At 62.6% G+C, this 24295-nt stretch carries 24 protein-coding genes and 1 pseudogene; 17 read left to right on the top strand and 8 right to left on the bottom strand.

Going from position 1 to position 24295, the window contains the following annotated elements:
- Positions 1–91: 91 nt before the first annotated feature.
- The 4 genes from B7L68_RS03315 to ilvD all read right to left on the bottom strand — a co-directional run bounded on the left by B7L68_RS03315 (position 92) and on the right by ilvD (position 5528).
- Positions 92–1318, bottom strand: coding sequence for a glycerate kinase (locus tag B7L68_RS03315; protein WP_081246271.1), 1227 nt, complete (start codon positions 1316–1318; stop codon positions 92–94).
- Positions 1293–2228 carry a sodium:calcium antiporter gene (locus B7L68_RS03310; protein WP_369907392.1) on the bottom strand — a complete coding sequence of 312 codons (936 nt, stop codon included), beginning with the start codon at positions 2226–2228 and terminating at the stop codon, positions 1293–1295. The genes B7L68_RS03315 and B7L68_RS03310 overlap by 26 nt, the downstream gene beginning before the upstream one ends.
- A gap of 122 nt (positions 2229–2350) precedes the next feature.
- Entirely contained in the window at positions 2351–3499 is a 1149-nt protein-coding gene (locus tag B7L68_RS03305) for a hypothetical protein (RefSeq protein ID WP_081246269.1), read from the bottom strand.
- A 331-nt stretch (positions 3500–3830) separates the two neighbouring features.
- Positions 3831–5528, bottom strand: coding sequence for a dihydroxy-acid dehydratase (gene ilvD, locus B7L68_RS03300; RefSeq protein ID WP_081246268.1), 1698 nt, complete (start codon positions 5526–5528; stop codon positions 3831–3833).
- A 77-nt stretch (positions 5529–5605) separates the two neighbouring features.
- Between ilvD and B7L68_RS03295 the strand changes: the two genes are divergently transcribed.
- The 5 genes from B7L68_RS03295 to B7L68_RS03275 all read left to right on the top strand — a co-directional run bounded on the left by B7L68_RS03295 (position 5606) and on the right by B7L68_RS03275 (position 10311).
- Positions 5606–6019, top strand: coding sequence for an SRPBCC domain-containing protein (locus B7L68_RS03295; protein ID WP_081246267.1), 414 nt, complete (start codon positions 5606–5608; stop codon positions 6017–6019).
- Positions 6019–6588, top strand: a complete 570-nt coding sequence (locus B7L68_RS03290) for an NTP transferase domain-containing protein (RefSeq protein ID WP_081246266.1) — start codon at positions 6019–6021, stop codon at positions 6586–6588. Before B7L68_RS03295 ends, B7L68_RS03290 begins: the two co-directional genes overlap by 1 nt.
- On the top strand, positions 6582–7388 hold the full coding sequence (locus B7L68_RS03285) for a DMT family transporter (RefSeq protein ID WP_081246265.1): 807 nt from the start codon (positions 6582–6584) through the stop codon (positions 7386–7388). The genes B7L68_RS03290 and B7L68_RS03285 overlap by 7 nt, the downstream gene beginning before the upstream one ends.
- Before the next feature lie 26 nt (positions 7389–7414).
- Entirely contained in the window at positions 7415–8254 is an 840-nt protein-coding gene (locus B7L68_RS03280; RefSeq protein ID WP_369907391.1) for an aldo/keto reductase, read from the top strand.
- A gap of 740 nt (positions 8255–8994) precedes the next feature.
- A complete protein-coding gene (locus B7L68_RS03275) occupies positions 8995–10311 on the top strand; it encodes a M28 family peptidase (RefSeq protein WP_081246263.1) in 1317 nt (438 codons plus the stop codon).
- A gap of 23 nt (positions 10312–10334) precedes the next feature.
- Here the strand turns inward: B7L68_RS03275 and B7L68_RS03270 are convergent, their stop codons facing one another.
- Complete coding sequence (locus tag B7L68_RS03270; protein WP_081246262.1) at positions 10335–10787, bottom strand: phosphopantetheine adenylyltransferase; 453 nt, start codon at positions 10785–10787, stop codon at positions 10335–10337.
- A 105-nt stretch (positions 10788–10892) separates the two neighbouring features.
- On the opposite strand from B7L68_RS03270, the gene B7L68_RS03265 reads away from it, so the two are divergent.
- The 10 genes from B7L68_RS03265 to B7L68_RS03220 all read left to right on the top strand — a co-directional run bounded on the left by B7L68_RS03265 (position 10893) and on the right by B7L68_RS03220 (position 19718).
- A complete protein-coding gene (locus B7L68_RS03265) occupies positions 10893–12233 on the top strand; it encodes a DEAD/DEAH box helicase family protein (protein ID WP_081246294.1) in 1341 nt (446 codons plus the stop codon).
- A complete protein-coding gene (locus tag B7L68_RS03260; protein ID WP_081246261.1) occupies positions 12230–13363 on the top strand; it encodes a DUF790 family protein in 1134 nt (377 codons plus the stop codon). The genes B7L68_RS03265 and B7L68_RS03260 overlap by 4 nt, the downstream gene beginning before the upstream one ends.
- A gap of 137 nt (positions 13364–13500) precedes the next feature.
- On the top strand, positions 13501–13734 hold the full coding sequence (locus B7L68_RS03255) for a hypothetical protein (protein ID WP_081246260.1): 234 nt from the start codon (positions 13501–13503) through the stop codon (positions 13732–13734).
- 210 nt (positions 13735–13944) lie between these two features.
- Positions 13945–15138: a M20 family metallopeptidase gene (locus B7L68_RS03250; protein WP_081246259.1), complete on the top strand. Its 1194-nt coding sequence runs from the start codon at positions 13945–13947 to the stop codon at positions 15136–15138.
- A complete protein-coding gene (locus tag B7L68_RS03245) occupies positions 15135–16079 on the top strand; it encodes a DUF1152 domain-containing protein (protein WP_081246258.1) in 945 nt (314 codons plus the stop codon). The genes B7L68_RS03250 and B7L68_RS03245 overlap by 4 nt, the downstream gene beginning before the upstream one ends.
- Complete coding sequence (locus B7L68_RS03240) at positions 16076–17047, top strand: alcohol dehydrogenase catalytic domain-containing protein (protein WP_081246257.1); 972 nt, start codon at positions 16076–16078, stop codon at positions 17045–17047. The genes B7L68_RS03245 and B7L68_RS03240 overlap by 4 nt, the downstream gene beginning before the upstream one ends.
- Positions 17047–17787: a D-aminoacyl-tRNA deacylase gene (locus tag B7L68_RS03235; protein ID WP_238136306.1), complete on the top strand. Its 741-nt coding sequence runs from the start codon at positions 17047–17049 to the stop codon at positions 17785–17787. Before B7L68_RS03240 ends, B7L68_RS03235 begins: the two co-directional genes overlap by 1 nt.
- A 62-nt stretch (positions 17788–17849) precedes the next feature.
- Positions 17850–18152, top strand: a complete 303-nt coding sequence (locus tag B7L68_RS03230) for a hypothetical protein (RefSeq protein ID WP_081246255.1) — start codon at positions 17850–17852, stop codon at positions 18150–18152.
- A 20-nt stretch (positions 18153–18172) separates the two neighbouring features.
- Positions 18173–19342: a hypothetical protein gene (locus B7L68_RS03225; RefSeq protein ID WP_081246254.1), complete on the top strand. Its 1170-nt coding sequence runs from the start codon at positions 18173–18175 to the stop codon at positions 19340–19342.
- The gene (locus tag B7L68_RS03220) at positions 19317–19718 is read left to right on the top strand and encodes an SCP2 sterol-binding domain-containing protein (protein ID WP_081246253.1); all 402 of its coding nucleotides are present in this window, start codon (positions 19317–19319) and stop codon (positions 19716–19718) included. The genes B7L68_RS03225 and B7L68_RS03220 overlap by 26 nt, the downstream gene beginning before the upstream one ends.
- 27 nt (positions 19719–19745) lie before the next feature.
- Here the strand turns inward: B7L68_RS03220 and B7L68_RS03215 are convergent, their stop codons facing one another.
- The 3 genes from B7L68_RS03215 to B7L68_RS03205 form a co-directional block, all read right to left on the bottom strand.
- Positions 19746–20165 (bottom strand): sodium:proline symporter, encoded by a 420-nt coding sequence (locus B7L68_RS03215; protein ID WP_081246252.1) that lies wholly within the window; start codon positions 20163–20165, stop codon positions 19746–19748.
- Positions 20166–20446: 281 nt separating this feature from the next.
- Positions 20447–21823 (bottom strand): FAD-binding oxidoreductase, encoded by a 1377-nt coding sequence (locus tag B7L68_RS03210; protein WP_081246251.1) that lies wholly within the window; start codon positions 21821–21823, stop codon positions 20447–20449.
- A gap of 136 nt (positions 21824–21959) precedes the next feature.
- Positions 21960–23252, bottom strand: a complete 1293-nt coding sequence (locus B7L68_RS03205; protein WP_238136301.1) for an MFS transporter — start codon at positions 23250–23252, stop codon at positions 21960–21962.
- 73 nt (positions 23253–23325) lie between these two features.
- On the opposite strand from B7L68_RS03205, the gene B7L68_RS03200 reads away from it, so the two are divergent.
- Both B7L68_RS03200 and B7L68_RS03195 read left to right on the top strand, forming a co-directional pair.
- Positions 23326–24093 carry a glucose 1-dehydrogenase gene (locus B7L68_RS03200; RefSeq protein ID WP_081246249.1) on the top strand — a complete coding sequence of 256 codons (768 nt, stop codon included), beginning with the start codon at positions 23326–23328 and terminating at the stop codon, positions 24091–24093.
- Positions 24090–24295, top strand: a pseudogene (locus tag B7L68_RS03195) (DUF192 domain-containing protein); the annotation flags it as partial. The gene B7L68_RS03200 and the pseudogene B7L68_RS03195, both read left to right, overlap by 4 nt.

The following is a 24295-nucleotide window of genomic DNA, read 5'->3' as shown; positions in this document are numbered from 1 at the left end:
ATACTCGCGGACGTTGAAGTTCAGAGAATTCGCCGAGAGGGGCATCGCGATCACCGCGATAAACATGGCGCTCTACCTGCCCTTCCTGTACCTAGCCGCGCGGCTGTAGAAGCCGGCCTAGACGGCTCCACTGGTCCACGTAGAAGACTATGTTGAGGTTCGATCCCGTGGGGCCCGTAAACACGGCGCGGTTCGTCGCCTCGAAGGGCTTGAACGTGTCGTTGTCGCCGAACAGCTCCGCCACGTCGAGGCCCATCGACTCCATATCGGAAAGCAGATCGGGGTCGGCCCAGGCCCCAGCCGCCCCCGTGTTGCCGTCCAGGCCGTCGGTGGCCATCGCCAGCGCCGCCAGCCCTCTGGGCGCCGCCAGCGCGAACGACAGGGCGAATTCGGTGGTCCTTCCGCCGCGCCCCCTCCCTCTGACCGTCACCGAGGGCTCTCCTCCCAATATCAAGGGCGTGCCGAGCTCCCTCGCCATGTAGGCCGCCAGCCTCCCCGCATCCCTCGCCTCGCCGACCAGACACGACGTGACGATCGTGCCTCCGTACTCCCTCTGTAGCTCCCTCAGAACGTCGAGATTTCTGGCCACCACGGAGGTCCTGTGGGGAAAGTCGCGCGGGGTGTCGACGGTTCCCCTCCTGGACTCTATGAGCCTCCGCACGCTCCCGGGCAGCTCGGCCCAGAGCCCCCTGACCTTCAGGTAGAGGTAGGCCTCGTCCGGCGTCGTGTCGTCGGGGACGCTGGGGCCCGAGCCCACGTCGGCCGGGTTGTCGCAAGGCACGTCGCTGGCTATCAAGTTCACCACCTCGACGCCTCTAGACGCCGCGATCTGGCCGAGCCTGCCTCCCTTGACGGCCGAGAGCCTTTTCCTCACCGCGTTGAGCTCGTGTATCGTCAATCCGCCCCTCAGGAGGACGCCCCACGCCGCCAGGAAGTCGCCCTCGTCGACCAGAGGGACCTCCATGAGGCTGGAGGCACCTCCCGATATCAGAAACACCAGAGTCTCGCCGCGCCCGAGCGACTCCACGTAGTTCAGCACCGCGCGCCCCGCCTCGAAGCTCCGCCTGGTGGGAGTCGGATGGTCGGCTACGTACAGCCTGACGGACCTAGGGACCGGGCCGGCTTGAGGCGCCACCGCAACCCCGTCCACTATCTCGGCGACCGCGGAGAGGCCGCCCAACATGGGCAGGGCGCCCTTGCCCACCGCCACTGCCCTGACCCTCCCCAGCCGTCCGGCCCTCGCCGCCACGGCCCTGCTCAGATCGGCCGCCGACAGTATCGTCGATACTATCCTAGATGTGGTAGAGATACCAGACATAGCCCGCCAGACCCAACGGCGCCGTCAGGCCGAAGTAGCCGCGCCATATGGCCGCCACCTCCAGCAGAGAGATCACTATGGCGATCGTCAGAGCCGCGACTACGGCCGGGCCGAGGCTGTAGACCCCCGCGGCCATGGCAAGGCCGGGGTAGAAGGTGCCGTAGAGGGCCTTCTCCCCCACCACCACGCCTATCCCCTCGTCGTCCTTCCCCCTGGCCACGAACACCAGCGACGCTACGGACTCTGGCAATACGGTGGCCACAGGCACCAAGACGACCGCGAGCGCGACATCGTCGAGCCCCAGGGCGGGGCCGAGCCCGGCCACCCCGCGCACCAGCCACTCGCCGCCGAGATATAGAGCCGCCAGCGATGCGGCTATTTGCAGCGCCGGATTCTTCAAATAGAGGCGGGGGCTCCCGCCGGCCTCGGCCTCCTTGCCCAGCGCCGCCCGTGCGTAGAGGAAATACGCGAACACCAGCGACGCGCCGTAGAGCCTCCCGTAGAGGCCGTGCCGCTCCGGATGTAGAAACAAGACGGGTATCAACGGCAGGGTGAAGGCCAACAGGGGCATAGCCGTGCGTCTGTGCACGTGCGGAAGCCGCGTGGCCCTCCTCCGCAGGGCCCAGGAGGAGAGGGCGGCGAGCACCACCGCGGGGTACACCACGGTGGACGCCATGAAGGGCTGAGCCACTATGGAGCCCCAGGCCACCCCGGCCTCGCCCTCCAGCAACGCTATCAAGAAGACCGCCAGCTCGGGGCTCGAGGTGATGATCGGAGCCACCACCGTGGCCACGCCCGCCGTAGAGCGCCTAAACCTCGCGCCGAGGTAGTAGACCAACTGCTCGACGAGGAGGCCGGCGGCAACCGTGAGGACCACGCCGCCCGCGAGCTCAGCGACAGCGGTCAACACAAGCCCAAAGCGGCACCCATAATAAAACATTACGAAGCCAGGCGCTGGGGGGCATATGCTGGAGGGACTATCCGCCGCATCCGGTCATCTAATTAACAACGAGCCGCAGAAGATTTGTCTATTTATTTAACATTTATATTATTTAAATGATTAATTAAAAATGTGTTTATAAATAATATCAATGATGAAAATATCATTAAAGATAAAATATAACCAGATAGTATGCCAGCTATAAATAGCGTGACTACGCTTGTAATATTTGATATTATATTTAATGTAGCGAATGACATAGCCGTGTTATCTATAAATATATTTTGAATTTTTGTAGCCAAATAGATTGACAATATGGAGTTGGAAAATCCGTTGAGCACCGAGATGGCCAAAAAGCCCCATCGCATGACATCCGACTGAGTAAGTAAATAGAGGAAGATAGCAATGGGGTACAGAGATAGAAGTAGGCAGCCAGGCAACGCCAGACGGGGCAATACGGAACGCCTTACGCCTATTAGAATACTTGCAAGGGCAGAGCCTAAACCAATTAATGCATTGATCACAGCAAAGTTCGCCACGAATGTCACTGTTAAATGAAATTTCTGCGATACTTGAATTATTGCTAAATTAACTAAACTACCGGCTGATGTTAATATAAGATATATTAAGGAAACTAGGCGAAATGTTTTATTTAGAAATATTTTTCTTGATACTGATAGAAAACTGTATGTGCTCTTGAATTGCTTATATTCAACTTCCTTGCTTATATGAAAAAATATAAGAAGTGATGCCAACAGCAGCAACGGGGCGACGTACATCGCCTTTATGAGGAACAGCGAGAGAAGCGGCCCGAAGACCATCAATACGGCGTAGGAAAGTTCGTAAGCGGCATTTATCTGCTCAAATATAGCCGTGATCTTCGGAACTAGCGAATACTTTAAGACATTATAGAGTGTATATGCTATATTAAAAATAGTTAAAATAATATATATTAAAAATAAACTATCATATTTTATGAAGGATTGATAAAGTAGAATAAGAAACATCATAGAAAGACTCAGACCGATGAATCTGTCCAGATGGCCTTTATCCGAAAGATAGCCGATGACGATCGATGCTATCGATGAAAATAAAGGATTTAATATATAGATAAATGCATAATATATTAATTTATCAGTAAATATATTAATAAAATTAATTGCGTTAAGAAAAACATACCAAGCAGAAATACCTATCAGAAAATCGATCAAGAAAATCTCTGCCAGTAATTTTTTATTCATAATATATTTTAAGATAACAACTTTTTAAATTTATATAAGCTGATAATACATCTTTCGATTGAACGAAAGTCGGGCTTGCACGAATCCCCTTGTCTGCTCAGGCTCGACGTCATCATCGGCGCCGCCGTCACGGCTATGCCGGCGGCGAAGCTTGACGTCCCTGCGCGGACGCGATGAGAACAGACGAACCGGAAGCCCCGCCATGGCCATCGTGGCGATACTATCGACGGGCTCTGTAACGAAGACCACGGCTTGCCGGGCGTGGCCCTGCGCTGTGGGCTGAACCTCCTAGAGGTTAATGGGCTTGACACCGCGCGTGGCCCAGAGCCCTTCAGTAGTCGACGGACAGCGGCGATGGGGTCGTCACGGCGCCTCTATCAGCCTGTTGCACCAATGCGGCGTATTTGGCCAGAAGGCCGCCGGCGTAGTTGGGCTTGGGCGGGCTCCACGACTTCCTGCGGCGCTCTAGCTCCTCGTCGGGGACGTCGAGCTTGAGCAAACCGGCATCGCCGTCTATCGCTATCCTGTCGCCGTCCTCCACAAGCGCTATGGGCCCTCCCACGGCCGCCTCGGGCGCCACGTGGCCTACCATTATGCCCCTGGTGGCTCCTGAGAAACGTCCGTCGGTCACCAGGGCCACTGACTCGCCCAGTCCGGCCCCCACTATAGCCGCCGTCACCTTCAGCATTTCGGGCATGCCGGGAGCGCCCTTGGGGCCTTCGTAGCGTATCACCACGACGTTGCCCGGCCTTATCTCGCCGGCCGCCACCGCCTTGAAGGCGTCGGCCTCCCCGTCGTAGACGCGGGCCCTCCCCTCGAACTTGAGCGCGTTTGTGGCGCCTATCTTCATGACGGCGCCGCTCGGCGCCAGGTTGCCCCTGAGGATCCTTATCCCTGAGTAGGGCTTGTATGGCCTCTCGACGTCGTAGAGCACGCCGGCCTCCGGCACGGCCGGCGGCTGCCACCTCTCCAACAGCTTGCCTATGGGCTCGCCCTCGACGGTGAGCGCCTCAGGCCTCAGGAGGCCGGCCCTGTAGAGCTTCTTCAGTATTCTGGGCGCGCCGCCTATTCTGTCCAGATCCTGCATCGCGTAGGGCCCGGCCGGCCTCAACGCCGCGATTACGGGGACCTTCCTGCTGGCCTCGTCGAAGTCGTCGAGCGTGAACTTCACCCCGGCCTCGTGCGCTATCGCCAACAGGTGGAGGACTCCGTTCGTGGAGCCGGCGGTGGCGAAGAGCGTCACCGCCGCGTTGTACAACGCGTCGTAGGTGATCACCTTCCGCGGCGTGACTCCCAGCTCGGCCGCCCTCAGCGCGGCGCGCCCCGACGCCACGGCGTAGGCCCGGCGCCTTGCCGAGGTGGCCGGCGGCGTGGCCGAGCCCAACAGCGACACTCCGAGGGCCTCCGCAAGGATCGCCATTGTGTTGGCCGTGAAGAGGCCCTGACAGGTGCCGTATGTGGGGAAGGACAGCTCCTCCACGCGCCTGAGCTCCTCCTGCGTGATCTTGCCGGAGAGATGCGCGCCGACGGCCTCGAAGGCGTCCTCTATGGTGAGCTCCCTCTCGCCGAGCCAGCCCGCCTCGGCCGTGCCTCCGTAGAGATACACGGCGGGCAGATCCAGCCTGGCCATGGCCATCATTATCCCCGGCTGGGTCTTGTCGCATCCGCCTATCCCGATCCACGCGTCCACGCCGTGGGCGTTGAACTGCGCCTCTATCGTGTCGGCTATGAGGTCCCTGCTGATGAGGGAGTAGCGCATGCCGGGGGTGCCCATGTTTATCCCGTCGTTGACCACGATGGTGGGCGCCGCGAGGCCCACCCCGCCGGCCTCCTTGACGCCCTCCTTCACGTACCTGGCCAGCTCCAGCGTGTGGTAATTACAGGGCCCCAGCTCGGACCAGGCGGCAAGCACGCCGACCAGAGGCTTGGAGAAGTCCTCCTCGGTGAAGCCAACGGCGCGTAGATAGGGCCTGTGGGAGGCGTTGTCGACGCCGTCGTACCACCTGGGCGATCTTATCTTTATCCTCATGGTCAGTATATAGATGGTATATATATCTATCGCGCCGTGAGGTGCTACCAGATTAATATAGGGGCGTCCGTGGCCCCATGGAGCTGAGATACGAGGGCAGATTCGTCATGAGGGACCCGGCCAACTTCAAGAGGCTCCTAGACCCCGAGGTTGTGGGCAAGGCGTTTCCCGGCGTATCCTCCATATCGCGGGAGGGGGAGTGGTATAGGGCCAGGGTGGCCGTCGGCGTCGGAAGCCTCAAGGGCGCCATGGACGTCAGGTTCAAGTACTCAGAGGCGCGGGAGGACAGGGCGACCGTCGTGGGGACCGCCAGCGGCCTCCAGAGCGTCGTGGACTTCACCATAAGCTTCTTCGCCGAGGGCCGGGAGGTGCGTTGGATATTTCAGGGCAACGCGCGGGGCCTCATCTCGGCGTTGGGGAGGCCCGTGGTGGACGCGGCGGCGAGGTCCATCGTCGAGAAGGTCACCGCGAATCTGCAGGGGCTGGTCTGATGGGAGCCGCCGTGGTGGTGCTCGCCGCGGGCGAGTCCAGGAGGTTCGACGGCTTTAAGCTGCTGGCCGACTTCTGCGGAGAGCCCGTGGTCGTCAGGTCCGTGAGGTCCGCCGTGTCGGCCGGCGTGGGGCCCGTCCACGTCGTAGTGGGCCATAACGCGGACGCCGTCCGCGCGGCCGTAAGGCGATGGGGGCTCGACGTATCCTTCGTCTACAACCCCTGGTACAGCCTCGGGATGAGCACGAGCCTCAAGGCGGCCTTGATCTCTGCGCCGTTCTTCGAGAGGTATATAATAGCGCTCGGCGACATGCCGCTGGTGAGAGCCGAGACCTACAGAGAGCTGCTGGCCAACAGCGGCCTTGCCGACGTGGTGTACCCCACGTATAGAGGCGCCAGGGGGAACCCGGTGCTGATACGCCGCTCGGCGATTGCCAAGGTCCTCGAGCTCCAGGGCGATGTCGGCGTGCGGGCCGTGATGGGCGTCCTCAGGTCCGCGGGGGTCGAGGTCGGGGACCCGGGCGTCCTGGTCGATATAGACCGCGCGGGCGACGTGTCGGCGGCATGCTGATAGGCATAGCCCTCGCCGCGACCGCCTCACTCCTGTGGGCCGTAGGCCCCTTTCTCTACAAGACGGGGGCCACCGAGAGCGCCCTCGACGATCTATTCTCGATAGCGCTGGCCGCCATGCTGTCGGCGGCTCCGCTGGCCGCGTTGGGGCTCCGCCTGTCCCCGCAGGCTTGGCTCTACGGCGCCGCCTTCTCGATGTTCGGCCCCGTGCTTGGGACATACGTCTACCTCCTGTCGCTCAGATACGCGGAGGTGGGGCTGGCCAACTTGCTCTCCTACGCGTACATAGTGCTGGTCCCCCTGCTCGCGTCGCCTCTAGAGGGCCTGTCCCTGCAGTACGTCGCCGCCAGCCTGCTGGCCATGGCGGGCCTCTCCGCGGTGATCAGGGCAAGGAGGGGATCCGCCAAGGGGTTCGCACTGGCGCTTCTGTCGGCTCTGTTCTACGCCATCTCGTTCTTGGCCCTAGGCGCGGCAACCGCCTCCGTGGATCCCTGGAGCTTCACGTTCGTCAGAGCGCTGGTCCTGCTCCTAGCCGTGGGGCTGGTCGAGGCCGCCAGACGGCGGAGGCCTAGGGTCAGCGCCAGGATATTCGCGGCGGGAGCCCTCAGCTACGGCGTCGGGGGCCCCCTATTTATACTCTCCACCTATTACGCGAACGTCGTCGTGCCGACCATATTGACGGCGCTCTCGCCCGCCGTGACCCAAGCCATCACGTACCTAAAGCTCGGCGAGAGGCTGGACGCGTGGTCGGGGGCCGGCTTCGCGCTGATACTGGCCGGAGTCGTCCTCGCGTCGGTCTAGCCGGGCGGCGCGTTAGCTTTTTTACTATGGATCGGCTTGTTGCCATGGCCGACGTGAAGTGCGTGAAGTCTGTGGGATGCGTCTCGGCTGTAGGCATGGGGACGTGGGGAATGGGCGGCGGCTTCTGGACCTCCGACCACAGCAACGACGAGGGCTGGGTCGAGGCCCTGAGGCTTGGCGTCGAGCTGGGCATGACCCTCATAGACACAGCCGAGATGTACGGCGGCGGCCACAGCGAGGAGCTGGTGGGCCGGGCCGTCAAGGGCTTCAAGAGGGACGAGCTCTTCATAGTGACCAAGGTTTGGCCCAACCACGCGAGGTACGACGACGCGTTGAGGTCCCTAGAGGCCAGCGCCAGGAGGCTGGGCACCTACGCCGACCTGGTCCTGCTCCACTGGCCCAGCGACTCCGTGCCCATATGCGAGACGGTCAAGGCCTTCGAGGCCGCCGTGGATAGAGGGCTGGCGCGCTTCTGGGGCCTCAGCAACTTCGACGTGAGGGGGATAGAGGAAGCGAGGAGCTGCGCCAAGAGGCACGATATGGCTGCCGTGGAGAATAGATACAGCTTGAGGTACAGGTCGGACGAAAACTCGGTGATACCCTACGCAGAGAGGGAGGGGCTTCTCTACCTCGCCTACACGCCGATAGAGAAGGGCGCGCTGGCCGGCGACCGGTTGCTGTCTGAGCTGGGCAAGAAATACGGCAAGACGGCTATACAGGTCGCCCTCAATTGGTATATAGGCATGGGGACCGTGGTGCCGATACCCAAGGCCGGCAACAAGGAGCACGTGAGGGAGAACGCCGGCGCCATGGGCTGGCGCTTAAGCGCGGAGGATTGGGAGGCGATAAGCAGACACTTCAAATAGGCGTGGACGTCACCGATCATACCGGGTTCATGTCGTCAACAATCAGCCCTCTCGCCTAGGAGATCTAGGCCACCCCGTTTTAAATCTTATCTACGGTTTCCCACATCTCGTCCTATCACAACAGCAAGGCGTGCCCCATCCACTTCGCCATGTTGGAGGACGATGGCGATCGGCGCGTGTTACGCTGTCCCACGGCTACGCGGCTGAGCGATGGGGACTCTCGGGCTCCAGGGGCCTAGGGCCTCCCGGGCCGGGGCGCCGACCAGCGAGGGGGCGCGTCCCCTCATCTGCGTGGCGGGCAGCGGGCATGGCTCTCCGGCCCCTGCCCGTATGGCGGGCGGCCGGCCCTCGGCCCGGTGGGTCACCTCTTCATCGCCGTCTATAGAAATCGGCTTGTCGAATGGAGCTGGTACCGCTGGATGAGGTTCCATAGTCCTCTCCTCTTCCCGATGCGAGGCCTCTTCGACGTCCTCAGCTTTGTCATCGTCTCTTCCGACAAGAACCCGACCTCCTCTCCGCCCAGAAGGGCGAGATTTCCAATTATAAAGGGGATTCCGACCCACGAAGCCGGAGGGGCTTTGAGCTCAGCCGGAGCTAAAACCTGCCTTTCTCGCCTTGGGCCTCCCTCCAGCCGCGAAGGTTTTTAAGGCTCACGGCGTATGCCTCGGCCGGTAGCTGGATCACGTTTAGGGGGCGCCCGAGGGGCCGAGGTCAGTTTAAAAAGGGTCCCTAATAGGTCCGTGGGGGATCTAGCCAAGAGGTGTATGGAATACAGAGATCTGGTCGCCGGATCTCCCGAGGAGAGGGACTTCCTCGACTTCATAGCCTCCGTCCTCGATATACCCCACATCTGGCTACACCTCTCGCCGGTGGAGGTGCTGTACTGGAGAGATCGGGGCTCCGCCCTGGAGGTCGAGGGGAGGAGGTACCAAGTCCTGGCTCTGCCCTACTCCAGGCCGGGCACGTACGAGGGCAGGCTCGTCGAGCCTGGCGGCGAGGCCGAGGGCGACATCGTGCTGGCGCCGTTTCCGCGCGACGTCGACGACGCCAAATACCTCCTGATAGAGGCGGCGAGGCGGGGCGCGTCGGCGTTGGTGCTATTCGGCGAGCCTCTGAGGAGGGTGGTGGTCACCGACGAGCTCGGCTTCAAGTACGACGCGGCTCCTCCGCCCATACCGGCCGCCAGCGCCCCTGCGGAGGTCGGGAGGGCTCTGGGCAAAAGGGCCTTGCTGAATATAGACGTAGAGGCCAGGACTGCATTCAGCTACAACGTGGTGGCCATGAACTCCTTCGAGGACACGCCCATGATCTCGGCCCACTACGACCACTGGCTGGCCGGCGCCACCGACAACTGCGGAGGGGTAGAGGCCGCCGTCATGGCCTTCCTGGACCTAGTCGTGGAGGACTACCCCGTGGCCCTCGGCCTCTTCACGGCCGAGGAAGGCGTGGGCCCCCACGTGCCGTCGCTCTACTGGGCGTGGGGCTCCCTGGCGTATTTCAGCAGATGGCGGCCCAGGCTGTTGGTGAACCTGGACGTAGTCGGCCGCGGGTCCATTAAGGCGTACGTGATGCCCTACATGGAGGAGGCCGTCAGGGGGCTCCTCCCAGCCGACCGCCCGCGCGCCGACTTCGACTCGTTGCACTACGAGGCGGCCGGCCTCCCCGCGGTCACCATATCGTCCCTGGAGGACATCTGGGGCGTGTACCACAGCCCTCTCGACGACTACGTGGACGACTCCACGGTGGGCTTCGCCGCGGAGGTCGCCAAGAGGCTCGCCAGAGCCGAGCCGAGGCCGCCCAGGGTCGATCTGCTCCAGTACGGGGTTAGAGCCAGGCCTGATCCCTACGAGGCGTGGGCCGCCGCGTATAACTACCTCGTTGCATTTAGGGACTTCAGCCACAGCGAGATATACTACGTCAACATCTTCGACTTCTTGAGGCGGGAGGCCGCTGGCTACGTCAGGCTGGACGTGCTGGGGGGCCCGACCCTCTGCGTCGGCGACTGCGGCAGAGCGCTAGACATATATAGAGAGCTTGCCTCGCTACGGCTGGCTTGAGGGGGCCCTGCCCCTCGCGCCGGTCACCTGACGCCAAGCACCCTCCTTATGAACGTCGAGGAGAGTATATTGCCGTAGCCGTCCTTGACCGTGGTTATCATCACCACGTCCATGGGCCTCAAGCCTCTCTTGACCCTCTCGTCGTTTATCTGGAGGCCTCTGGGCAACGTCTCCCTGCTGACCACTATGGCCTCGAGCTCGGGTCTCGTCACGGCGGGTCCGTAGGGGTCGCTTATGGCGGCGTACTCAACCTTCCTCTCCGGCGCTATCAAGCTCATGAGCGACTTGAGGTTGGCCAGCCTCGCGGCGAACGGCTTCACGTTGTACTGCTTGTAGGTAGAGGCGAAGGAGTCGCTGGTGAGGCCGATCAGGATCTCCTCCCCTATAAGGGAGGCGGTGGCCAGCAGCTTGACGTGGCCCGAGTGGAGCGTGTCGAAGGTCCCGCCCAGCACCACGTTCTTGAACTGCATCTTCACGGGCGTGTCCGCGCGGATATATTTATAAGCTAGGCCCCCGTCCGCCCGCGAGGGGCGCCGGAAGGCCTATATATAGGGTTCCATAATAGGGACGTGCTGTACTTGATGTGGGATAGAGGAACTGTCGTCCTGTCGGGGGACGTGCCGGCGCAGATCAGGGCGCTCTCGTTTATCAAATTCGACGCGAGGGTGGGCAAATATAGAGCCCTCGGGATGTACTACTACAGGATAAAGGCCGTGCTGGACTCGCTGGGGGTGAAGTACGAGGACGGGGTGCTGTCGCCGGTGTGTAGGTCGGTCGAGGCGGCCAGGAGGCCCAGCTTGAGGCAGTACCAGGAGGAGGCCTTGAGGAGCTGGCTGAGGGGCAGAAGAGGCGTGGTGGTCATGCCCACAGGCGCCGGGAAGACCTACGTGGCGATAGAGGCCATAGCCAGAGTGGGGCAGCCGGCGCTCGTGGTGGTGCCCACCATAGAGCTGTTGAGGCAGTGGGAGAGGAGGCTCTCCGAGCACTTCCCGGGGCGCGTGGGCGTCTGGTACGGCGAGGAGAAAAGGGAGCTCTGCATAACGGTGACCACCTACGACTCTGCCTACGTGGCGGTGGAGCATCTGGGCAATAGATATCCGCTACTGGTCTTCGACGAGGTCCACCACCTGCCCTCAGAGTCGTACCGGCAGATAGCGGAGCTCTCGCCGGCCCCATACAGGCTAGGCCTGACGGCCACGCCCGAGAGGGCCGACGATCTACATATGCTGTTGCCCGAGCTGGTGGGCCCCGTGGTCTACCGCATGGCTGTCTCCGAGGCGGCTGGCAGATATCTGGCGGAGTTCGACGTGGAGGTCGTGAAGGTGGGCCTGTCCGAGGAGGAGATGGCGCGCTACAAGGAGCTGGAGAGGGTCTACAGGGGGTACATAAGGGCCAGGGGGCTCAGGTTCAGATCGCCCTCCGATTTCGGCAGGCTGGTTATGCTGGCCGGCAGAAGCGCCGAGGCGCGGCGCGCCCTTGAGGCTTGGCACGAGATGAGGAGGATGCTCTTCGAGAGCAGGAGCAAGGTGGACGCCGTTGCCGATATACTGAGGAGACATCCCGACGGAAAGATCCTCATCTTCACGGAATACACGGCGCTTGCGAGGGAGGTATCCCGGCGCTACCTGATACCCGAGGTTACCTACGACATGCCCGACCAGGAGAGGGAGCTCGTCATGGAGATGTTCAGAAGAGGCGAGGTGAAGGCCTTGGTCACAGGCAAGGTCCTCGACGAGGGGATAGACGTGCCCGACGTGGACGTCGTCGTGATATTGGGAGGCACGTCGTCCAGCAGGCAGTACGTCCAGAGGATAGGGAGGGCCCTCAGGCTGAAGCCCCACAGGGCCAAGATCTACGAGGTGGTCACGGCCAAGACGCGGGAGGTGGACATATCCAGGAGGAGGCGCAGAGGGGTGGGATGATCCCCCTCGACCTCCTGAGGGCAAGGAGACAGGGGGATCGAGTGGCGCCGAGGTATCTCGAGGAGCTGTGGCCCGCGGAGTACGTGCTGGGCGCCTACAGGCCCGGCCTGAGGCTCGCCGAGGCCCGGGCCAAGGTCGATGACGCGCCCTTCGAGCCTAAGCTGGCGAGGGGGCTGGCCCACATAGTCGAGAGGTCCATAGGGCTTGAGGAGGTCGACAGAAGGCGGCTGACGCGGATCAGGCTCGAGGTCTTCCGGGAGGCGGCCAAGGCGCATCCCGTCGTAGACGAGGGGGAGAGGGCGCGGGTCGTGGCCGCCGTGGCCTCCCGCCTCAAGATATCCGCCGAGGAGGTCGAGGCGGCTCTAGCTAAAATCCACGAGGACGAGCTCGTCATAACTAGGGGACCCGACATGTCGGCCGAGGAGCTGGCCGCTCTGTACAACACGTCGCTGGTCCAAACCCTTCTGTTCAGATCGAGGCGCATGGCCGCCTACGTAGCCGCGGACGGGGCCCGCGTGAAGGAGCTGGTGAGGACGCTGAAGGGCCTCGGCTTGATGTACGTGGCGGAGCGCGCCGGAGGCGGAATAAGGCTGGATATCGACGGGCCGGTCTCGGCGGTCAAGCAGACCGAGCGCTACGGCACGAGGCTAGCCAAGCTCGTGCCCTACGTGATCTCGGCCGACGACTGGCGCATCGAGGCCGACATAAGCCTCTACGGCAAGATCTACAAATTCGCCGAGGCTAAGTCCAGCGCGCCCAAGATGGCGCATAGAGACGTCGAGCCTCCACAGTTCGACAGCACGGCCGAGGAGGAGTTCTACAGAAACGTCTCCAGGGTCTGCGCGGTGCAGAGAGAGCCCGAGGCCTTGGTGGTCGGCAACAGGGTGTTCATACCCGACTTCAAGATAGGCGATCTATACGTGGAGATAGTCGGGTTCTGGACCCCCGACTACGTCGCAAGGAAGTACGAGAAGCTGGCGGCGGCCAAGATACCTCTGCTCGTCCTAGTCGACGAGAGGCTCGCGCTGGCCACCTGGCGCTCGCTTCCCCACTACGTCGTCATATATAAGGAGAGGCCTAGGCTCAGCGATATATTCAAGTATATAAAACCGTACTGCCGCAGGGCCTAGCGTCCGGGAGCACGGCTGCCGCGGCGGGCCGTCCAGAGCCCCCTTCTTTGAACTATCCTATATGTTAATCCTAGCTTATAATTATCAATATTTTAAACTTATATAGTTTTTATATATCATGAGCTCTGGTCTTAGTATTGGCTGTTGCGGCTTTGCTGTCGACGGCTGGTCAGACCGGCTCGGCCGGTCCGCCGGTCGGCGTCTTCGACGTCGCCGACGCCGTCCTCGTCGAGACTGGCGTCGATGGACTTCCCTATTTCTGGGACGGAGGGCGCTTCGCTCCGGCGCCCGTGGTTCACCTAGTGCGCTGGGAGGACTCGCCGTGGCTGGAGGCGGGCGACGGCGCCAAGTACCCCAACTTCTGCCCGTAGTCGAGGGGCCCTATCTGGCCGTGCCCAGGAGCGCCCTCGACGTGACGCCGCCGAGAGACATGTAGCTTGCCGCAGAGAGCGGGCTAGGAGACTGCGCGCAACCTCCTGGGGGATCGGCGCGGTTCAGCCTAGGCCGAATTCGTCATGTTGATGGGCTTCTTCGCCAAGGCCGTCCGTGATGCAATTAATAAATAGTATTTCGGTGACGTTATGGAGTCCAGAGCCGTCGAGGTTCTGAGCCAGATGATCAAAATCCCCACGGTGAATCCCCCCGGGGATAAGTACCTAGAGTTCGTCGAATACGCGGAGAGGCTGTTCAAGGGCATGGGCCTCGACACGGAGATCGTCGAGGTGCCCAGGCAGGTCGTGGCCAAGGCGTGCCCCGAGTGCGTCGACCACCCCAGGTATATCCTGCTGGCCAGATCCGGCGAGCCGAAGATCCACTTCAACGGCCACTACGACGTGGTGCCGCCCGGGCCCGAGTCGGCTTGGTCGGTCGCGAGGCCCTTCGAGCCCCGCCACGTGAACGGCAGAGTGTACGGAAGGGGCGCGGTCGATATGAAGGGCGGCCTCACGGCGATAGTGCTGGCGGCTGAGGCGGCTGTCAGAGAGGGGCTGAGGAACTTCGAGATCTCCTTCGTGCCCGACGAGGAGATAGGCGGAGAGTCGGGTGCCGGCTACCTCGCGGAGTCCGGCAAGATCAAGGCGCCCTGGGCCGTCATAGCCGAGGGCTCCGGCGTCGACAACATCTGGATAGGCCACAGAGGCCTCGTCTGGTTCCTGGTGGAGGTCTACGGGAAGCAGGTCCACGGCTCGACGCCGTGGCTGGGGCTCAACGCGTTCGAGGGCGCCGTCAAGATAGCGAGCAGAATACTGGAGGGCTACATGCCGAGGCTCTCCGCGAAGCGGAGCAAATATGAGTTCGAGGACCCCAGGGGGGCCTCGCCGACGCTCACCATGGGGGGCGAGGTCAGGGGCTCCGTCAAGGCCAACGTGGTGCCGGGCTATTTCGCCTTCACACTCGACAGGCGCCTCATACCCGAGGAGAGCGTCGAGGAGGTCAGGAAGGAGGTGGAGGACTTCATAAAGGGCGCCGCGGCTGGGCTGGACTACAGAGTTGAGGTGAGGGTGATAAACCAGTCCGAGGCCGCCGTCGTGCCGCCGGACCACCCGCTGGCCAAGGCGCTGGAGGGGGCCGTGGCTAGGACGCGCGGACGGCCTCCGAGGAAGACCATATGTATAGGCGGGCTGGACGCCAGGTTCTTCATAAAGCGCGGCATACCCACCGTGACCTACGGGCCCGGGCCCGAGTTCACAGCCCACACGCCCGACGAATACGTGGAGATCCAGCAGGTCGTGGACGTCGCCAGGGCCTACGTGGAGCTCCTTAGAGGGCTTAGATGAGGCTGGTCTTCGCCATAGGCGGCGGCGGCGACGTGGTGAGCGCGGCCGTCCTGGCGGCCAAGCTGGGGGCCGAGACGGGGCTGCTGCCCTGGGAGCGGTACGTCGTGGATCCGGAGCCGGGGCCCCTCCTCCGCAGGGATTTCCTGGGCGCCGAGGGCGGCAGCCCCCTATTCGTCGTGGGGCCGGATACCCGCGCCGTCAGGCGCGGCAGGGCGATAACGCCGCAGGGGGCCTGCGTGTCGTCGGTGCTGGGGAGGGGTGTCTACGCCATATCGCCCGACGAGCCTCCGAGCGCCGTAGCCAAGGCGCTGGCATCTAAGTTCGATAAGATCGTCGGAGTGGACGTGGGCGGCGACGTGCTCGCCTGCGGCTGCGAGCCTGATCTACACTCGCCGCTGGCCGATTCGTACTCGCTCGCCGTGCTGAAGAGGGCGGAGGACCTCGGAGTAGACGTCGAGGTCGCCGTAGTCGGCCTCGGCGCCGATGGAGAGCTGAGCAGGGACTACTTGATGAGGCGGATCTCGGCCCTTCTGGCCAACGGCGGCTTTCTGGGGTACTACGCCCTGGATCCCTCCGACTCCGGGATCCTCGCAGAGCTTGTCTCCAGATGCGTCACCGAGGCCTCGAGGAACGTCTTGAGGGCGCTGAGGGGCGAGTTCGGCGAGGTGCCCATCAGAGGCGGCTCGAGGAGCGCCTATATAGATGTGTTCACGCCTGTCTTCCTGCGATTCAGGCCGGGTCCCCTGGTCTCGATCAACGAGGTCGCGGCCTTGATATACAAATACGACTGGAATATATTAGAGGCGGCCGCAGAGCTGAGGGAAATGGGCTACACGACGGAGTACGACTTCGAGAGGTATGTGGCCCAGGGCTTGCCCCCCTCCGAGGCCCTTGCCAGAGCCAAGGCGGAGAGGAGGTGCGTCTGCAACGGCTCGCCATGAGGGCAGTAAGGCTTGTGAAATACGGCAAGCCCCACGAGGCGTTGAGGCTCGAGGACCTGGAGAGCCCCACGCCGGGCAGAGGGGAGGCCTTGGTGAGGATAGAGGCCGCCGGCGTCTGCGGGAGAGATCTCGTCGTGAGGAAGGGCGCCTTCCCTCATGTGAGGCTCCCCGTGATACCCGGCCACGAGGGAGTCGGCAGAGTGGTCGACGTGGGGCCTGGGGCGGATAGGGACTTGGTGGGGCAGAGGGTCTTCGTGGCCCCCGCCATGTACGACGGGACTTGCGACTACTGTAGACGCGGGCTTGAGAACCTATGCAGGAACGCACAGTATCTGGGCGAGCATAGAGACGGGACGTACTCGGAATATATGGCGCTTCCCGCCGACTTCGTCTACCCCTTCCACGGCGTCGATCCCCGCGCCGCCGTGCTGGCAACCGACGTCATACCGACCGCCATAGCCGCGGTCAGGAGGGTCGACGTCGAAGGCAAGAGGGTGCTGGTGGTCGGCGGCGGGGGAACCGGGCTCTATCTGGCCCAGGTGGCTAAGCTCAGGGGAGCCGACGTGTATATATCCACCAGATCCGCCGATAAGGCCAAGGCGTACGGCTCTCTGGGCATCGGGATATATCGAGAGGGCATGAAGGACTTCGACGTGGTTTTCGACACGGTGGGCTCGCCCACCATGGAGACCTCCATAAGGCTCGCCAAGAGAAACGGCGCCGTCGTCCTTATAGGCAACGTGACGGGAGAGAGGGCGCAACTCAGCCCGGCCCTCATAATATTGAGGCAGGTAGCCGTCCTCGGCCACATGGCCTACAAGCCGTGGGACGTATATGAGGCCCTAGACCTCCTGAGGCGCGGGCTTATAGCCCCGATATATACCGAGTACGGGCTTTCCGAGGCCGCCAAGGCCCATGAGGACATGGAGGCGGGCGCGGTGCTCGGCAGAGCCGTCCTCATACCGTGATGGCCATAGCCATATCCAAGGACCCGGTCGCCAGAGGCGTCGCCAGGGAGCTGGGGCTGGCTGGATCCCCCGGAGCCTCCTACCTGTCGACGGCCAAGATGGGGGACGTCCTGGTGCTGTTCTACGATGGGGACTCTGTGGAGCCGCCCCCCGAGGAGGCGCTGAAGGCGCTCGGCGTATCGCATCTAGTCGTGCCGTCCCGCCACGAGATGGCGAGGCCCAGGCCCATGCTGACCGCCCACACGCCCGGCACCGCCCCGTCGCTCTCGGTAGCCCACGCCGGGCTTAAGTCCTGGCTCCTCAGGAGAATCTGCTCCGAGAGGCCGGAGGGCTTCGACTGCGCTCTCGAGGCCACCCACCATGCGCCGAACACCGAAGAGGTCAGCGTAACTTTCGTCGAGGTCGGCAGCACCGAGAGGGAATGGAGGGACCGGAGGGCGCTGAGAGCTCTGGCGTCGGCCCTCGGGGAGCTACCCCGCTTCGAGGCGAGGGCCCCGCCCGTTATGTCCGTGGGCGATCTCCACTACTCCCTCCTGACCGCGGAGGTCGTAGACGGCGCGGTGGACGTCGGCCATGTGGTACATAAGGACGTGGCGACGGCCGATCTGGCCGTGAGGGCCTTCATGAAGCATGTAACGAGGCCTAGGAAGGTCGTCGTCTATAGGAAGAGCCTCAAGGGGCCCGTCAGACGCGACGTGATGGACGCGCTGGCCCGGTACGCAGAGCTAGACGTCAGGTAGCCATACGCATTACCTGCCGAAAAATAGTGAATGATTATAAATTTCGATGAAATATCTACTTTATGGATGAGGCGCTAAGGTCCAGGCTCGACGGCCTCATGAGGAGCGCGGCTGCCCCCGTCCTCGACAAGATATCCAAGAACAAGAAGCTGAACACGGACGAGCTCCTCATAGCCTCCCTCTATTTGATCTCGGCCAAGCTTGACGATATCAGGAACTCCCTGGACGAAGTGGCCAGAGGCATCCAGCGGCTGAACGAGCTACCCCCCGTCTTGAAGCAGAACCACATGGACGTGATGGCCAAGCTGGGGGAGGTCCTCGACGAGTTGAAGAAGATGCAGGCGTTTGGGGTCGAGGAGACTTAAATAGAGGGCCCTTCTGGCGCGTGGACATATTAGGCAGATATAGGGAGGAGGTCGAGGCGGCCCGGGCTATAGTCCAGGGCCGCCGTTTTAAGGCCGTGGTGCACAACGGCACGGCTCACGCCGACGATACCATAGCCGCCGCGCTTCTGTGGCGCGCCGGCGCCGAGGCCGTCTATAGGCTCGGCCAGGAGGGCGAGATGTTGGAGGTGGCCGGCGGAGGGACGCCGGTCGTATACGCCGATATCGGATATAAGTACTACGACCGGCTCAAGTCGGCCGGGACGGTGGCGGTGTTGGACCACCACGCCCCGAACGGCGAGCCTGAGTACGTCGAGCTTCCGTCATCCCTGATGCAGACCGTGGAGGCCTTGGGCATGAGGCCGAGGCCCCGTATATACGTGCTGTTCGTCGCCGCCGATCTGGTGGACAGATTCGGCGCCATAGCCGCCAAGAGGTGGCTCGGGATCTACGGCGCGTCGCTCAACCAAGGCCTTTCGGCCTATTTCGGAGCTACGCCGAGGGGGAAATACGAAGACGTCAGGTTCCTCGAGCTGGTGGCCGAGGCGGCTACGGCGGACTTCGACGTCGAGGATTTCGCCGAGTACTCCAAGTCGTTCGCTGTAGCCCAGTCGGTGGACATCGACGCCGAGAGGTTCCCAAGGACGCTGGCCCAGCTGAGGCTCATGAGGCAGGCGGCCCGCGACGCGGTCTCGGCCTCGCTGAGCCAGGAGGCCCGCAGGGTGGGGTTCGGGATAGACTTCGCCGCACATGCGGTGCTTGCGGTGCCCCAGCTGGCCGAATACGTGGCCAGGGGCCTGGCGAGGTATTTCGACGACAGCGTGAGGGCCGCGAGGGCGGTCGAGGGCGGGCGCTACTCCGTCGTTGAGGGCGCCACCGCCCTCAAGGCCGTGGCTGTCGAGGACAGCGTCCCACCGACAGCCGTTTGGAACGCGCTTCTGGACGTGGGCGTGCTGAAAGAAGACGAACCCGTTGTTGTGGCCGTCAAGGACATCAGAAATCCAGGCGCCTACTCCCTCTGGAGACCCGATAGGCATAAGGACAAGATAGACTTCAGGAAGCTACAGGGCGAGAAGGTGATATTCAAACACCAGTCGGGCTTCATGGCCGTCGTGAAGGCCGAAAACGCAGAGGAGGCGGCCAAGTATGCTCTCGCGCAGCTCGGAGTTTAGGCCCACGCAAGCCTGGCTGACGGAGGTCTGCAGAGGTATATCGGCCGATAAGGCCCCGCCGGAGCTCTCGGTGGTGGCTACTGACGTGCCCGGAGAACCCGGCGACATAACTCTCTACTTCAGGTTTGAGGGCGGCCGCTGCGTGGAGGCCAGGCTACTACAAGGGAGGGCGACCTCTAGATATACGCTCTCGGCCAGATATGAAGACCTCTTGAAAATTATGGAGGGCAACCTATCGCCCTTCGCGGCTGTGCCTCTGGGCAGGCTGAAGGTCGAGCGGGGCACCTTGGGCGAGCTCGCCGAATATATGCCGCTTGCCCTCGAGATAGTCGAGGCCGCGCGTAGATCCGCCAGGATGTTTTCGGCTAACCCGTAGGCGTCCTCCGGCGGGAGAGACGGCGCGCTAGGTCACCGAGGCGGTGAAGGGGAACGTGGCTCCGGTCGACAGCACTAGGTATCCCTGTACGGTCGTCCCGGATACTCCCGAGAAGCTCTGGCAACTATACGTCAGCGTGGCGGTGCCGCCGGTGCCTACGGAGACCTTCGTGCCGCTGATAGTCGCAGGGCCTGTGGCCGACTTGGGGGAGCACGGCGTGTTGCCGACGTAGACGCCTATTATGACCGCCACGGGCGCAGGCCCCGCGTTTGAGACCGCCAGCATCAAGTTGCCCGAAGTGTCTATCGTCGCCTGCGATACAGATATCTTGCTACCAGACTGGACGGACGCGATAAATGTAGTATACATATACCAACCCACCGCCACCGCTATAACCACTATGATGCCCAGAAGAATAGCCTGTTCTATGGAAATCTCGCCTGCCATCGTATCTCCTTGGCTGTATATTTAAATGTGATTTTCCAAAGGCCCTTTCCGTTGATTTATTAAATATTCTATTTAAATAATAGAATTTTGTTCAGTATAAAATCGATATATTTATCTTCATAGGATGCGCCTACAGCCGCCCACATGGATGCATCTCGCTGCAGAGCCGGCGGGTGTCTCAGGATACGGCGAGGACCGCCGACCAGCCGCCGAGATGCCGGTTTCCGGCGCGTCGTCCGCGCACGCCGGAGCTCTCGACCGCCCTCGAGGACGGCCCCTGCCTATAGTATTTTGCCTGGGTTCAGAATACCCTTGGGGTCGAATATCGACTTGAGGGCCTTCATGTACTCCAGCACGGTCGGCGCCAGCTCCATCCTCAAGAGATCCCGCTTCAAGGTGCCTATACCGTGCTCTGCCGAGACGCTACCTCCGAGGCCTACCGCTATTTTGCCGAGGCCCTCGATGAAGGCCCTCGCCCGCCTGGCGCCCTCCGCGTCCCCCCTCCTGAACCAAGTGGTGGGGTGGAGGTTCCCATCGCCCACATGGCCGCCCAGAGAAAGCGGAATCTCCAGCCTCTCCGCAAGGTCTACCATGCGCCGGACCGCCTCAGGTAGCTTGGAGACCGGGACCACTATGTCCTCTATGATCAACAAGCCCTCGCTACCCAGCCGCCTCTGCATGAGCGCCACCTGCGCGCTGAACAACTTGCGGCGCGGCTCCAGCAGATCCATGGAGCTGTCTAGGCCCAGCGCCTCCCTGGCCACCGCGCCTCTGACGAGCCCCTTGAGCCTGTTCAACATATCCCTCTCGGCCCCTCTGTTGACGTCGACGCCTAGGAACAAGGAGTATCTCTCCTCGAGGCCCACCTCCCTGGACTCCGCCGGGCCCAAGAACTCAGCGAAGAGGGGCCATACCCTGGCGGCCCTGACCCGCACCACGTCCTCCACCAGGGTCGGCAGATCGTCGTAGTAGATGAGCACAGCCGCCGCGGACTCCGGCATCGGCGCGATCCTCAAGACGGCCTCGGTCACCAGGCCCAGCGTGCCCTCGCTGCCCACCACTAGCCTCACCAAGTCGTAGCCGTTCCTGCACTTCAAGGTCCTGCAGCCGATCTTGAGCAGATCGCCCCTCCCAGTGACTACGTCGAGGCCTAGAACCCAATCCCTCATGGCGCCGTACTTGGCGCCCCTCATGCCGCCGGCGCCGTTGGCTATCGCGCCGCCGACCGTGGCCGACCTCACGGAGCCGGGGTCCACCGGGAAGAACACGCCGTATCTGGACAGCTCTACGTTCAGCTCCTCAAGCCTGATGCCCGGCTGGACGGCCGCATAGGAGTCGGTCGGATTCACCTCGACTATTTTGTTCATGCGCTCGAAGCTTACGACGATGCCCGGCTTGGTCATCACCGTGTTGCCCGACAGGCTGGTCGCAGATCCCTGCGAGAAAATCGGCGTCTCGGTCTCGTAGGCCCATCTGACCAGCCACAGGACCTCCTCCTCTGACGTCGGGAACACCACACCCAGAGGCCCCGCCGAGGGCTCCTCGAAGGAGGCCTCGCGGGAATACAGAGAGAGGAATGAGGGGTCGTCGATGAACCTATCCCCGAACTTCTTCCTCAGCTCCCTCGCAGAAATGCCCCCGGCCTCGGGCGGCCTCATGGCAGTACTCCCCGAGCGATCTCTGCCCCGTCGCGGCGCGTGGAGGCGGGCCTCCCGCAGCCAGCCGTCCTCCCCTCGGCTCTAGGAACGCCCATGGCCCCATCCACGCCGAATATAAAAATTCGCTCCTTCGCCGCTAGAAGCTCCTCGGCCTCAGGAGGGAGCCTATCGCGGTCAGCACGGCGCTGATCGCGGACACCAAGGAGCCGTAGACGGCCATGAGGACCGCGTTGCCGGGAGCTCCCGTAAGTATCAACAATGCGGCTAGAGACCCGAGGGGGCCTATGGACGCGTTTATGTTCCAGCCTAGGGACACCGCGGTCCATCTAACCTCCGGCGGGAAGAGCTCGGCGAAGTACAGAGTCTGAGGCGCGGCGGCGAGCCCGAACAGCAGGCCCATGGCGAAGGAGGCATAGGCCGCATATCCGTTCAGCGTAAACGCCAGATACGTCGCCACGGGCGCCGCGACCAGGAGCCCCAACGACGGGGGCAGAAACGCGCGCCTGACGCCCAGCAGGGAGACCACAAAGCCGCTCAACAGCTCGCCGACGACGGCCCCGAGGCCGCCGTATGCGGACAGCTCCAGGGCGAGGCTGTATGCGGCGCCCTTGTCCAGGCCGAGCTTGGGCGCCACGACGGCCGGCATTATGTAGGTCCAGTAGCCCGAGCCGCCGTAGAAATATAGGGTCAGCCCCAGGTTTATCAATATGAGTATGAGGAAATTGGCCCAATAGCGCCATACCCCCGCCACGGGGACCTTCAAGGTCCTGCCTCTACGTACGGCGTCAAGCCACTCGCGCGACTCGGAGCCTGCCATCCTTATGGCGAGAGCTATAAGCGCAGGCACGACGCCTATTACGTACAGCACCCTCCATCCGAGCGAGGCGAATCCGCTCTCGCCGAAGAGGCCTCTGGCCCATAGAGTCAATGCTGATGTGAGGAAGACCGCCCAGGAGAGGCCGGAGTACATGACGCCGTTTACGTACGGCCTCATGGCCTTCGGGGCGAGCTCCAGGGCCCACGTCGCGCCGCCGCCCGCCTCGCCGCCTATCCCAAGGCCCTGGACCCCCCTCAGCAGATATAGGGCCACCGGCGCGGCGACGCCGATCTGGCCATAGGTAGGGAGCAGCCCTATCGCCAGCCCTGCGGCCCCCACGGCCAACGCATCTAACACGGTCGACGTCCTTCTACCGTACTTATCGCCCACGTATCCGAACACCAACGCGCCGAGGGGCCTGACCACGTAGGTCGTTGCGAAGGCGCCCCATGTGGCCACCGCAGCTATTAGCTGATTCGCCTCGGGGAAGAACAAGCCCTTGAGTATATTCGCCAGGCTCGAGAATAGAATTATGTCGTAGTACTCGAGGCCCCATACTAACATTGTCGAGATGGCGGCGAGCCAATACTCCCTCGGCTTGATCTCGGACACAGGCGGAGCGCGCCCGCGGTATTTAATGATATCGCGCGCCGTCACGCTTAAAAACGCCGAAGGAGGCCCGTCCATGAGCCTGTCGGGCAAGGTGGCCTTGGTGACAGGCGCCTCGAGGGGCATCGGCGCAGCAATAGCGAGGGAGCTGCGCCGGCGGGGCGCCCGAGTCGCCATAAATTACAACTCGTCGCGAGAGGCTGCGGAGAGGCTGAGGAGGGAGCTCGGCGATGGCGCCGAGGTCTTCAAAGCCGACGTGTCCAACAGACAGGAGGTGAGGAGTATGGTCGAGGACGTCGTCGGGACCTTCGGAGGGCTCGACGTCGTGGTCAACAACGCGGGGATCATGGAGCTCATGCCGTTCGAGCAGCTGGATGAGGCGCGGCTCGACAGGATGTGGGCCGTCAACGTCAAGGGGCCTATATACGTCACCCTGGAGGCTCTGCCCCACCTGAAGAAGTCGCGGGGCGTCGTAGTGAACGTGGCCTCCATAGCGGGGATAGGCACTGCGTTGGCCAACACGACGTACTATGCGATAACCAAGGCCGCGCTGATAGCCCTGACCAGAAGGCTCGCCTTCGATCTGGCCCCCTACGGGATAAGGGTCAACGCGGTCGCCCCCAGCTGGATAGAAACCGATCTCACCACCAGAGGCAGAACCAGGGAGGAGGTCGAGAGGGCCAAGTCCGATATAATCGGCAAGACGGCTCTGCGCGCGCTGGCCGCGCCCGAGGACATAGCGAGAGCAGTGGCGTTCCTCGCGTCAGACGACGCGAGGCTCGTCACTGGGCAAGTGCTCGTCGTCGACGGCGGCAGGCTGGACTACTTGACCCACGGCGTATGAGGGGGCTGGCCGCCCTGGCCCTCCTGGCCGCCGCCGCAGTCCTCGCCGCTGTGTTCCTCGCCTCGCGCGGCCGAGCCGCGCCTCCCTCGGACAGCCCCTTCGCCGAGACGACGACGGTCACGCTGGACGGGACGCCTCGGGTCGTCTACGTCGCCGATACGCCCGCCAAACAGGCGGCGGGGTATATGAACGCCACGTCGTA

This window comes from Thermoproteus sp. CP80 (assembly GCF_002077075.2).
Lineage (GTDB): Archaea > Thermoproteota > Thermoprotei > Thermoproteales > Thermoproteaceae > Thermoproteus.
This window is presented reverse-complemented; position numbering and strand designations above follow the sequence as displayed.

What these genes read in the sequence shown, in the direction of transcription:
- B7L68_RS03315 (WP_081246271.1), bottom strand. Translation starts at nt 1,318, where the DNA reads ATGTCTGGTATCTCTACCACATCTAGGATAGTATCGACGATACTGTCG.
- B7L68_RS03305 (WP_081246269.1), bottom strand. Translation starts at nt 3,499, where the DNA reads ATGAATAAAAAATTACTGGCAGAGATTTTCTTGATCGATTTTCTGATA.
- ilvD (WP_081246268.1), bottom strand. Translation starts at nt 5,528, where the DNA reads ATGAGGATAAAGATAAGATCGCCCAGGTGGTACGACGGCGTCGACAAC.
- B7L68_RS03295 (WP_081246267.1), top strand. Translation starts at nt 5,606, where the DNA reads ATGGAGCTGAGATACGAGGGCAGATTCGTCATGAGGGACCCGGCCAAC.
- B7L68_RS03290 (WP_081246266.1), top strand. Translation starts at nt 6,019, where the DNA reads ATGGGAGCCGCCGTGGTGGTGCTCGCCGCGGGCGAGTCCAGGAGGTTC.
- B7L68_RS03285 (WP_081246265.1), top strand. Translation starts at nt 6,582, where the DNA reads ATGCTGATAGGCATAGCCCTCGCCGCGACCGCCTCACTCCTGTGGGCC.
- B7L68_RS03280 (WP_369907391.1), top strand. Translation starts at nt 7,415, where the DNA reads ATGGATCGGCTTGTTGCCATGGCCGACGTGAAGTGCGTGAAGTCTGTG.
- B7L68_RS03265 (WP_081246294.1), top strand. Translation starts at nt 10,893, where the DNA reads ATGTGGGATAGAGGAACTGTCGTCCTGTCGGGGGACGTGCCGGCGCAG.
- B7L68_RS03260 (WP_081246261.1), top strand. Translation starts at nt 12,230, where the DNA reads ATGATCCCCCTCGACCTCCTGAGGGCAAGGAGACAGGGGGATCGAGTG.
- B7L68_RS03250 (WP_081246259.1), top strand. Translation starts at nt 13,945, where the DNA reads ATGGAGTCCAGAGCCGTCGAGGTTCTGAGCCAGATGATCAAAATCCCC.
- B7L68_RS03245 (WP_081246258.1), top strand. Translation starts at nt 15,135, where the DNA reads ATGAGGCTGGTCTTCGCCATAGGCGGCGGCGGCGACGTGGTGAGCGCG.
- B7L68_RS03240 (WP_081246257.1), top strand. Translation starts at nt 16,076, where the DNA reads ATGAGGGCAGTAAGGCTTGTGAAATACGGCAAGCCCCACGAGGCGTTG.
- B7L68_RS03235 (WP_238136306.1), top strand. Translation starts at nt 17,047, where the DNA reads ATGGCCATAGCCATATCCAAGGACCCGGTCGCCAGAGGCGTCGCCAGG.
- B7L68_RS03230 (WP_081246255.1), top strand. Translation starts at nt 17,850, where the DNA reads ATGGATGAGGCGCTAAGGTCCAGGCTCGACGGCCTCATGAGGAGCGCG.
- B7L68_RS03220 (WP_081246253.1), top strand. Translation starts at nt 19,317, where the DNA reads ATGCTCTCGCGCAGCTCGGAGTTTAGGCCCACGCAAGCCTGGCTGACG.
- B7L68_RS03215 (WP_081246252.1), bottom strand. Translation starts at nt 20,165, where the DNA reads ATGGCAGGCGAGATTTCCATAGAACAGGCTATTCTTCTGGGCATCATA.
- B7L68_RS03210 (WP_081246251.1), bottom strand. Translation starts at nt 21,823, where the DNA reads ATGAGGCCGCCCGAGGCCGGGGGCATTTCTGCGAGGGAGCTGAGGAAG.
- B7L68_RS03200 (WP_081246249.1), top strand. Translation starts at nt 23,326, where the DNA reads ATGAGCCTGTCGGGCAAGGTGGCCTTGGTGACAGGCGCCTCGAGGGGC.